Annotated in this window: 10 protein-coding genes; 7 read left to right on the forward strand and 3 right to left on the reverse strand. The window is 63.1% G+C overall.

The genetic code is table 11. From position 1 onward, the window contains the following. The 5 genes from AC1D0Z_RS11875 to AC1D0Z_RS11895 form a co-directional block, all read left to right on the forward strand. Nucleotides 1-592: Ku protein (locus AC1D0Z_RS11875; RefSeq protein ID WP_477658451.1), on the forward strand; the 592-nt coding region annotated here is incomplete at its 5' end. A 22-nt stretch (nt 593-614) separates the two neighbouring features. After that, complete coding sequence (ligD, locus tag AC1D0Z_RS11880) at nt 615-3,320, forward strand: DNA ligase D (protein WP_477658452.1); 2,706 nt, start codon at nt 615-617, stop codon at nt 3,318-3,320. Nucleotides 3,321-3,479: 159 nt separating this feature from the next. Beyond that, entirely contained in the window at nt 3,480-3,755 is a 276-nt protein-coding gene (locus AC1D0Z_RS11885) for a hypothetical protein (RefSeq protein ID WP_477658453.1), read from the forward strand. Nucleotides 3,756-4,215: 460 nt separating this feature from the next. Continuing rightward, on the forward strand, nt 4,216-4,386 hold the full coding sequence (locus tag AC1D0Z_RS11890) for a hypothetical protein (RefSeq protein WP_477658454.1): 171 nt from the start codon (nt 4,216-4,218) through the stop codon (nt 4,384-4,386). Next, nucleotides 4,383-4,727 carry a hypothetical protein gene (locus AC1D0Z_RS11895; RefSeq protein ID WP_477658455.1) on the forward strand — a complete coding sequence of 115 codons (345 nt, stop codon included), beginning with the start codon at nt 4,383-4,385 and terminating at the stop codon, nt 4,725-4,727. The genes AC1D0Z_RS11890 and AC1D0Z_RS11895 overlap by 4 nt, the downstream gene beginning before the upstream one ends. 110 nt (nt 4,728-4,837) lie before the next feature. Here the strand turns inward: AC1D0Z_RS11895 and AC1D0Z_RS11900 are convergent, their stop codons facing one another. Continuing rightward, nucleotides 4,838-5,830, reverse strand: coding sequence for a ferritin-like domain-containing protein (locus AC1D0Z_RS11900; protein WP_477658456.1), 993 nt, complete (start codon nt 5,828-5,830; stop codon nt 4,838-4,840). Between the two features lie 271 nt (nt 5,831-6,101). Then, nucleotides 6,102-6,830, reverse strand: coding sequence for a glutathione S-transferase (locus tag AC1D0Z_RS11905; protein ID WP_477658457.1), 729 nt, complete (start codon nt 6,828-6,830; stop codon nt 6,102-6,104). A 244-nt stretch (nt 6,831-7,074) separates the two neighbouring features. Between AC1D0Z_RS11905 and AC1D0Z_RS11910 the strand changes: the two genes are divergently transcribed. Continuing rightward, a complete protein-coding gene (locus tag AC1D0Z_RS11910) occupies nt 7,075-8,166 on the forward strand; it encodes a hypothetical protein (protein ID WP_477658458.1) in 1,092 nt (363 codons plus the stop codon). Between the two features lie 89 nt (nt 8,167-8,255). Here the strand turns inward: AC1D0Z_RS11910 and AC1D0Z_RS11915 are convergent, their stop codons facing one another. Beyond that, the gene (locus AC1D0Z_RS11915) at nt 8,256-8,924 is read right to left on the reverse strand and encodes a DsbA family oxidoreductase (RefSeq protein ID WP_477658459.1); all 669 of its coding nucleotides are present in this window, start codon (nt 8,922-8,924) and stop codon (nt 8,256-8,258) included. Nucleotides 8,925-9,199: 275 nt separating this feature from the next. Here AC1D0Z_RS11915 and AC1D0Z_RS11920 point away from each other — a divergent pair. Continuing rightward, the coding region (locus AC1D0Z_RS11920) for an alkaline phosphatase PhoX (protein WP_477658460.1) at nt 9,200-10,106 on the forward strand (907 nt) is incomplete at its 3' end.

Here is a 10,106-nt window from a genome sequence, read left to right on the forward strand (position 1 = left end):
TTACATCGCCCCCATCAACAAGGGGCAGAAAGTCTACGCGCTGCTGCGCGACACCCTGCTGAAAACACAGCGCGTGGGCATCGCGCGCGTCATCATCCAGACCAAGCAGCACCTGGCGGTGCTGGTGCCTTCGGGGTCGGCGCTGATCCTGAACCTGCTGCGCTGGGGCACCGATATCAGGTCACTCGATGAACTCGACCTCCCGCCCGTGGGCGCCAAGGCCGCGGGGCTGTCCGACAAGGAACTGTCCATGGCCAAACAGCTTGTGGATGACATGACCGGCAAATGGGACCCGGAGCAGTTCACCGATTCCTTCAAGGACGACATCATGGCGCTGGTCGAGCGCAAGGCCAAAGAGGGCAAACTCGAGAACGTGGTTCAGCCGGAAGAATCCGACGAGACCGAAGCCCGCTCCGGCGCCAAGATCATCGACCTGACGGAGCTGCTGCAGCGCAGCCTGCGCAAAGGCGGTGGCGATGCGCCCAAGGCCAAAGCCGCCCCCAAGACCAAGGCGTCAGCCAAAACACCCGCACGAAAGAAAACCGCCGCCAAATCAGCCCCGCACGCGCCGGCAAAACGGCGCGCGGCCTGAGTTCGGCCACTGAAGCCGAACCATGGGCGCCCGCGACCTGCTGAAAAACTACCGCGCCAAGCGTGATTTCACGCGCACGCCGGAACCCGCGAAAGGCGGCGCCCGCTCCGACAAGGCGCTTACCTTCGTCATCCAGAAGCACGACGCGAGCCGCCTGCACTATGACTTCCGGCTGGAACTGCAAGGCACGCTCAAAAGCTGGGCCGTTCCCAAGGGCCCCAGCCTGGACCCAAGCGTCAAGCGAATGGCGGTGCATGTAGAAGACCATCCGATTTCCTACGCCGGGTTTGAAGGCAGCATCCCGGCCAAACAGTACGGCGCCGGCGATGTGATCGTCTGGGACCGGGGCTTGTGGACGCCGATCGGAGACCCGGTAAAAGGACTTAAAAGCGGCAAGCTCAAGTTTGAACTGCATGGAGAAAAGCTCAAGGGCGGCTGGACGCTGGTGCGCATGCACGGCCGCGGCGATGAGAAGCAGGAGCCTTGGCTGCTGATCAAGGAACACGACGACTACGCCCGGCCGGAAGCCGAGTTCGATGTGTGCGAGGCCCTGCCCAACAGCGTGCTCTCAGGCAAGCTGCTGCCGCGCGATACGGCGCAGGGCGTCGGCAAGACGCCGCGCAAGGTAGGCGCCAAAGCAACCGCTGCCAGGAAGACCACCGGCGAGACCCCACGGAAGGCCACACGCAAGGCTGCAAAAAAATCCGCGCGGCCGGAACGGGAGAACCCGGAACAGGTAGCGCCGGCCATTCCTGAAGGCGCCGTCGAAGCCGCGCTGCCGGAAATACTGGCCCCGCAACTGGCCACCCTGGTTGCACGCCCTCCGGTTGACCCGCAAGGCTGGGCCTACGAGATCAAATATGACGGTTACCGGTTGCTGGCCCGTATCGACGGCCCTTCAGTTCGTCTCTTCACGCGCAAAGGCAATGACTGGACAGACAAACTGCCCAAACTGGCGAAGGCTGTGGCTGCGCTGGAAATTTCGTCGGGCTGGGTAGACGGCGAAATCGTCGTGATGAATGATCGCGGCGTGCCCGACTTCGGCGCCCTGCAAAACGCGTTTGACCACGCCAGCACGGCCCGCATCGTCTACTACGTGTTTGACCTTCCCTATTTTGACGGGCTGGACCTGCGCCAGTTGCCGCTGGGCCAGCGCCGGGAAGTCCTTTGCGCGTTGATCACCCGCAACCCGCAGGAAAGCATTCACTTCAGCGATGCGTTTGAGGACGCCCCGCAGGACTTGCTAGAGTCGGCCCGGCGGGTCGGGCTGGAGGGCGTGATCGGCAAGCGCGTGGACTCGGCCTATGTCTCGCGCCGCTCACCGGACTGGATCAAACTCAAGACCCAGTTGCGCCAGGAATTCGTGATTGGCGGCTACACCGCGCCCAAGGGTTCGCGCGCCGGCCTGGGTGCGTTGATGCTGGGCGTGCATGATGACGAAGGCGCGCTTTTGTACGCCGGCAACGTCGGTACCGGCTTTAACGACGAAACACTCAACGACCTCAAGGCACGGCTGCAGAAAATCCACGCCGATCGCAGCCCGTTTAGCGCATTGCCCGCCGGCTTCAAGGGCCAGTGGGTCAAGCCTGTTTTGCTGGCCGAAGTAGCCTTTGGCGAATGGACCCATGGCGGCCATATCCGGCACTCGGTGTTCCAGGGCCTGCGCACAGACAAACCTGCGACCAACATCTTCCGTGAAAAGCCCGCCGTCCTTGAGCGCGGCAAGAAAGGCACCACCGTGAACCCTGCCAAGAAAACCTCCGCCGAAAAACCCAGCGCCAGGGGAAGCCTTAAAACACCTGAAAAAATACCGGCCAAGCCCCCCGCAGCACTGAAGTCCCTGCGGGTCACGCACGCCAACCGGGTGATCGACAGCAGCACCGGCTTCACCAAGCAAAACATGGTGGAGCACTACGCGCTGGTGGCGGCGCTGATGATGCCGCACCTCAAGGCCAGGCCGACCTCACTGGTGCGCGCGCCCTCGGGCATCGCAGGACAGCTGTTTTTCCAGAAGCACGCTGAAGCCACGTCGATCCCGGGCATCAAGCTGCTGGACCCCGCGCTGGATCCGGACCATGACCCACTGCTGGAAATCCCCTCCCCGGCCGTCCTGCTGGCGGCTACGCAGGTAAATGTGATCGAGTTCCATACCTGGAACGCCACGACGCGCGCGATCAACAAGCCGGACCGCATGACCTTTGACCTGGACCCAGGTGAAGGCGTCGCCTGGCCGCAGGTTCAGGAGGCCGCGCAGCTGGTGCGCGCCTTCCTTGACGAACTCAAGCTCGCGAGCTTCCTCAAAACCAGCGGCGGCAAGGGCCTGCACGTGGTGGTGCCGCTCAAGCGGCAATACGATTTCGACACCGTGAAGGATTTTTCGCATGCCATCGTGATGCATCTGGCTGCCGTGATCCCCCAGCGCTTTGCCGCCAAGAGTGGTCCCAAAAACCGTGTCGGCAAGATTTTTCCGGATTACCTGCGCAATGGATTTGGCGCCACCACCGTCTCGGCGTGGTCAGTGCGTGCCCGGCCGGGCCTCGGCGTGTCCGTCCCTGTCGATTGGGATGAACTGGCCTCGCTGACCAGCGGCGCCCACTGGACCGCGCAAACCCTGGGGGGACGCCTGGCCATGGGAAACCAGCCCTGGGATGCCTACGAAGCCTCACGCAACGGCCTGACCRCTGCGATGAGGCAACTGGGTTTCAAGCCGTCACCGGCAGCGAAGTAACACGAAAGCGCCCCGGCAACTGTGCAGCGTGTGGTCCCGTTCCTACAGGTCGAATGCCGGTGGCCCGACAGGGTGCTGAAGGCCCGGGGATTACATTGAAATTGTGGCAGCAACTCTGCATCAGCCCATTTATTCCAACCCGTTTTGAAGGAGAAAGTCATGGTACCCAACCAGAACGATCCGAAGAAAAATCAGTCGCAAAACACGCAGAACGAGCAGCAACAGCAAGGCCAGCGCAACCAGAACCAGCCCGGCCAGCAAGACAGGCAGAACGCCAACAAGGCCAGCGACGCCCAGCTCAATCAGGGCGGCAGCCAGTCGGGGCGGCAAGACCAGCACGGCAGTGCCCAACAATCACGCAACCAGGGTGACAGGGGCGATGCGAGCTCCGGCAACCCGGGCAGYAGCAAGCAGCAAGGCCGCAGCAACAGCTGATCGGCTATGAAAGTAGTTCAGTCATGAAATGGAGGCCTGTGCCTCCATTTTTTTGCGGAATATCAAGCACCGGAAATGCACCATGCAGCAGCTCGATGAAATGGACCTGACGCTTTACCTCCAGACTGAAGGCCGGCGATTGGCGGCGGAGTTGCAAAGCAAGGCATCAACCGAAACACGGCCGGAAAACCGGTTCCATCCAGTACCGCCCGCTTCGCAATCGCCGGCACTTTCGGCGCGGCGTCCTTCCTCCCGCTTGCCTTCGCAGCAGCAATGCGAAGTCCCTGGCGGCCAGGGCCCCGCGCGGAGCCTCAGCGAAGCGCTGCAGCGCATGGGGGTGCCGAGCTCTCTTTCGCGCCGGATGTAGGTGTTCGCCGCGACTTGCGGTCCAGGAGTGGCCCCGCGGCCACACGCATCCTATTATTCAGGTAGCGCTGAAGAACGCGCCTGGAGACAACCCATGAAAACGCAACTTCCCTTTGTCCTGGCAACCCTCTTTTTCCTCTCGGGATGCCCTGATAGCAAGGCGCCCAAAGCGCCACCCAAAGTACCCGAGCCCAAGGCTGAAACCACGGCCGCTACGCCTTCCATTGCGGCAGGCCATACGAGCCCGAACGGTCGCTTCACATGAGGGGCTGGTCCGGTACGCATCAGGCTGGAGTTGCCGGCCTGTGTGCTTGCGCCGTCCTCTGCCTTGGCGGGTGTGCCGGCCCTCGCGCGGCTGAGCCTCCCTCACACCCCGTCAGCGTCGAAGGACAGACCTACCTCATCAGCCAATTGACGGCGGGCACCTGGACGGCCATCGCGCCATCGCCGGCGGGCAGCAATGCCATCTCCAGTCCCTCAGCCCGCTCTGCCTTGTTGCGGGCCATAGAACTGCGCTCGGGATGCAAGGTCACCGACGCGGACTATTCGCGCAATGGACAACAGCTGGATGCGCAGGTAGATTGCGCGGGCAGGTTGACCAACTAGTCCTGCCGGCGCCGCGTCAGCAGCCTCAAAAAAAAGGGGCAGCTGACGCCGCCCCCTGGTTTGCCGAGCCTCGAGTGCCGGCAAAAAACAAATGACTTGCGGATTGCCGATCAGTTGGCCTTCAATGTGTCTCGCAATGCCTTGATCTGATCATGGTTACGCTGCGCGCCCTGGGCCTGGCGCTCCACCACCGCACGGATGGACGATGGCAGGTTGGCCTTGAGTGCCTTGCGGTAGCGTGCGACCGCCGCGTCTTCCCCGCGTTCGCATTCGTTGAGCACTGCCTGGTCGCTGTAGCCGCTCAGTGTGGCCCGCACCGAGACCCAGCCGCGATGCAATGCGCCGCTGACGGACCCGCCGTCGTCGGGTTTGCCGCCCAGCTGGCGTATCAGCGTCTGCAGCTCCAGCCCGCCGGCACGGCATTCGTCGGCATGGCGCAGCAGGATGGTTTTCAGGTCCTGCGCCTTGGCGTGTTCAGCACATTCACGGAAGCCGTATTCACCGTCGCGGCATGACTCCAGCAGGTCGTTCAGCACTTCAATGACGTCTTCATCGTTGTCAACCGACGCCGCTGCGACGGTTCTGGCGGGGGTGTCGCTCCCGCCACCGGCGCCTGTGCCGGCCACACCGCCGCGCTGGTACCTGCCGGCCCGGTCCCAAGCCGCGCGGCTGGCAGACCTGGCTTGCGGCCAGCTCAGTGTTGACCGCTCCTTATAGCTGTCCCACTGCGATTGCAGGTCGCTTTCCCTTTCCTCAAACGTTCCGGCGGAACGGTTCCGGCTGAGAAAACCAAGGCGATAAGCAGGGGCGTAGTCGTCAAACGAGCGGCTGTTTTCGTAATACGGCTCACGGGTGTAGTTGTCCCTCCAGTAAGCTTCTTCTGCCGTGGGATCCAGCGCTTCGGCTGCTTCCTTGCCGCCGAGGCCACCCGCCACAGCGCCCGCAACACCGCCGACTACCGCGCCCACCGGCCCGGCAACCGTTCCTGCGGCTGCACCCGCGGCAATGCCGCCGGCCGCAGCGCCCAATCCGGTTCCGATGGGGTGGGCTCCCGGCTCCTTGCTGATCGGGTCAAGATTCTGGTCGTGCTGTTCTTTTGCCATGGTGTGCTCCTTGTTGAGAGTTGAAAATTGCCCAGCTGCCACGTTGAAGGCAGGTGATTGCCGGACACGTAAATTGATGGTGCAACCCGGCGGTTTTGCGTGCGGTCAGGCAAGCACAGCCGCTGTTGTAGGAGAAAGCCGCGCACGTTTGCGCTGCTGACGCACCACAAAAACCGGCATTGATCAGCCGCTCATCCTTTCTGGACAAGCGCGAGCAGCTATCAAAACAGGAGCGTCGAAGCTGGCCGCGTTGCCCCCGCAAAGGCATGGCTCAGCCGTCGAGCTCCGGATAGCGGCGGAAGATGCCGTCCTCATTGAAAGGAATGCGCCGCTCGCTCGCGAGGTAGGCTGCCACGCGCCGGTGCTGAGCCACGCTGCCGTGCAGGGCCGCAACGTGCGGCACGTTTTTCAGGGCGCGGCGGGTGGCCTTTGGAAACGCGTACAGCAGCCCCTCCACCAGCTGGAACAGGGACAGGTCGGCATAGCTGAGCCGGCCACCCACCAGGTGCGTGCTGCCGCGTGGGTTTCGCTCGAGCACTGTTTCAAACCAGGCCAGGAATTTTTTGATGCGCGCCGTCCTGAACTCTTTCGCGCGCCTGAGTGCTTCCTTCTTCTGGTCTTCGTAATAGAGGCCCGTCCCCACCGGATGATGTGAGTCATGCGCCTCGGCCACGACGTCGGCGATCGTCAGCTGGATCTGGTGGGTCCAGAGGCGGGCCGTTTCGCTTTTCCCGACCAGGCCCAGGCGCGGGCCCAGGTAGAGCAGGATGGCAGCCGACTGCCCGACGATGGTCTTGCCATCCACCAGGAATGGCGGCGCGAAGGGCGGATGCTGCACACCGCCGCTTTCCATGAAATGTGTCATGGCGGGTATGCCCTGGCCGTCTTCCTCGCAGCCGCGCGCAACGTCCACGTAGTCGGCCCCCGCGGCCTCCAGCGCCAGCCGCGCAAATTCGCCGCGCCCCTGAATGCTGGGCCAGTAATGAAGTTCGTAAGGCATGGGTTCTCCTTGAAAAGTGCAGGCATCCATCCGCCGGCGACGACACCCATTTCAACGCAGTCGGGGGTCTTGCTGCGCAGGCCGCGGCAGCGCGGGGGTGCTTGGTTTGTCCTACACCGACTTGGCGCAGGTCTGACAAATCGCGCACCGCTGCCGCCGCTAAATCAAGACCTGTGTTCCTGTTTCCAGAGGAGCCAGGAAGAGAAATCCGTACTTTGAAATCTGTTTTTAAAAGGAGCTCGATATGCGTTCACGTGACTATGAAGACCAGGGCCGCAGGGATTGGCGCGGCGGTGAAGACCAGCAACAAGGCGGCTACGGCAGCCGCGACTACGGCTCCGACCGTGGTGGGCGCAGCGGCCAGCAAGAGCAATTCAGCCAGCCCGGTTCGCAGCAATACGGGGGTTATGGAAATTATGGCGGCGGTTTCAGCAGCGGCTACGGCGGCGGTTACGGGGCGGATAACGCCTCTTCCTACGGACGCGGCGCCGGCGGGTCGGACTACCAGGGCGTCCAGGGAGGCGGCCAGGGTTATGGCGGTGGTGGCCAGACCTACGGCAGTCAAGGGAACCAAGGCGGCTACGGCGGCGGTAACCAGGGGTACGCAAGCAGGGGTGGCTACGGCGGCAGTCAGGGCTATGGCAACTATGGCAACTATGGCGGCGGCCAGGGCTATGGCAGCCAGAACGATTTTGGCGGCGGCCAGGACTACGGCGGCAACCGCGGCTACGGTTCCAGCTCGGGTGGCCAGTACGGCTATGACCAGGGCCGCGGAGGCGGATCTTATGGCGGGCAATCAGGCGGCTGGGGCCAGTCCGGCCAACACGGTGGCGGGCAGTCCGGCTCATACGGCGGTAGCGGATACGGCCAGTCGGGCAGCCAGTACGGGCAGCACAGCGGCCAGGGCAGCCACGGAGGCCACTGGGACCCCGACTACCACCAGTGGCGCAGCGAACAGCTGCGCAACCTGGACCAGGACTATGACGACTGGCGCAAGGAGCGCTACGGCAAGTTCTCCGACGAGTTCAACAGCTGRCGCAGCAAACGCTCTTCGCAAGGTTCACAGGGGTCGCAGGGCAGCCGGGGCTCAGGTTCCGGTTCTGAAAGCAGCTATGGCTCAACGGGTTCTTCCGGCTCCGGCTTGAGCTCGACTTACGGCAGTGCGGACAGCTCTTCACGCAACCAGAACTCCGAGTCTTTCGGCTCCGGTTCGCAGGCTGGCAGCTTAAGCAGTAGCGGCAACTCCGGCAATTCGGGCTCAAGCGCCCAAGGCAGCTCAGGCAGCAGCAGCGGCTTGTCGTCCGGGTCGTCTTCTTCCACCAAGCAGCAGAAATAAACCATCTGCATCCTAAAAAAGAAAGGGACGCCTTGCAGGCGTCCCTTTCTTTATTTGGCTGATTCAGGTTTCAGCCGGACCCATAACCTTTAACCGCCCGCAGCAATCTGCCGCAAGGCCTGCTCAAACACTTCCACAGGCTGCCCCCCGGAGATCAGGTGGCGGTCATTGATGATGACGGCGGGCACCGAGTGGATCCCTTGCGTCAGGTAGAACTGCTCGCGCTCGCGAACCTCACGTGCGTATTCATCGGAAGCCAGTACCTCCCGCGCCCGGGCTTCATCCAGGCCGGCCTCGGCAGCCGCTTTGGCCAGAACTTCCTGCGAGGCGGGGCTCTGGCCGTCGGTGAAATAGCGCTTGAACAGCAGTTCCTTCAGCGCCTTCTGCTTGTCCGCGCCTTCAAGCTCGGCCCAGTGCAGCAAACGGTGCGCATCGAAGGTGTTGTAGATGCGGCTGCGCCCGCCACCGGGTTCGTCGGCCATGCTGAACTTGAAGCCGAGCTGTGCACCGCGCACGCGGATGTTCTCGCGGTTGGCCTGGGCCTGCGCGGGTGTGATGCCGTATTTTTCGGTGATGTGCTCGGTAATTTCCTGGCCTTCTGGCGCCATCTTGGGGTTGAGCTCAAAGGGCTGGAAATGCAGCTCCGCCTGGATGTCGCCGCCCACCCGGTCCAGCGCCTGGTCCAGCGCCTTCAGTCCGATCACGCACCAGGGGCAGGAAACGTCGGACACAAAATCAATCTTGAGTTGGGTGGTCATGGGGTCGGCCTTTAGGGTTGTTCTGCGCTGGCCGATTTTGGCCCGCATCCGTCCAGCTTGCGGCGCGCCCCTTGATATTCAAGTACCCCATGCGTGGTTAATCCACGGGCGCCTTCGCTGGCCGGGGCCTTCTGTGGCAGTTCGGTTTCAAGAAACTGTCACACAAGCTTCCTAAGATTCCCGCAGCGCAGCACGACCACGCCCCTCCGCCGGAGCGTGAACTAGGCCGCGGCTCCGCGATTCTCTCCCCACCTGAAACACTGGAACCCATAACAATGTCCGACCTGGCCACCCCCGCCCTCCCGTCCCGCCGCACCGCCCTGAAGTTCCTGGCCACCGCACCCATGCTGCCGCTGGGAGCCCTGGCTTCCAGCACCCTGCTGTCGGGTTGCGCCACCGGTAGCGGCCCCGCCGCAGCGGGCAATTACCTGTCTTCCAGTTTCACTTCCATGGCTGCCCCAACGCTTGCCAACGCGGCGGCCATGGCCACCACCACCGTCGGCTCCAGCCTGCAGGTGCAGCTCAAGGACAACAGCACGCAGAGCTACAGGCTCGCCTACCAGCCTTTCTTTGTGACCGGCGACATGGTGCCAGACGGCAAAGGCGGCACGATCCTGGCCGGCGGCTATGTGGACATCAACAACCGGCCCATCATCGACCGTTCGGTGCCCGGCAAGGAGCGCCAGATCTTCTCGGACGGGCCCGATGGCACCTCGCTGCTGGGCCTGGCCAATGCCAGCGTACCGGGCGTCAAAGGCAAAGCAGTGTTTGCCGTGGTGCAGTTTGAATACACCACGCGCGACCAGGCCGGCGCCGACGCCTACGGCAACCTGCCTTCACCCATCGCCGTGCTCACGCTGGACCAGGACCCATCGACCGGCAAGCTCAGCCTCGTGAAGTACTACAACGTGGACATGTCCAGGGCGCACGGCCTGTGGATCACCTGCGGCGCCAGCCTGTCGCCGTGGAACACCCATCTCTCCAGTGAAGAGTACGAACCCGACGCACCGTTTGCCGCCGAGAGCTCGCAGTTCAGGAAGTTCAGCAAGAACGTCTACGGCGACGAAACCAAGGCCAACCCTTATCACTACGGCCACCTGCCGGAAGTCACCGTGCACCCTGACGGCACTGGCACCGTCAAAAAGCACTACAACATGGGCCGCATCTCGCACGAACTGGTGC

The sequence above is a fragment of the Polaromonas sp. P1_E3 genome (assembly GCF_056405935.1).

Bases quoted from the DNA above. Each gene is read 5' to 3' on its own strand.
- AC1D0Z_RS11905 (WP_477658457.1), bottom strand. From the start codon at position 6,830: ATGCCTTACGAACTTCATTACTGGCCCAGCATTCAGGGGCGCGGCGAA.
- AC1D0Z_RS11900 (WP_477658456.1), bottom strand. From the start codon at position 5,830: ATGGCAAAAGAACAGCACGACCAGAATCTTGACCCGATCAGCAAGGAG.
- AC1D0Z_RS11895 (WP_477658455.1), top strand. From the start codon at position 4,383: ATGAGGGGCTGGTCCGGTACGCATCAGGCTGGAGTTGCCGGCCTGTGT.
- AC1D0Z_RS11915 (WP_477658459.1), bottom strand. From the start codon at position 8,924: ATGACCACCCAACTCAAGATTGATTTTGTGTCCGACGTTTCCTGCCCC.
- AC1D0Z_RS11890 (WP_477658454.1), top strand. From the start codon at position 4,216: ATGAAAACGCAACTTCCCTTTGTCCTGGCAACCCTCTTTTTCCTCTCG.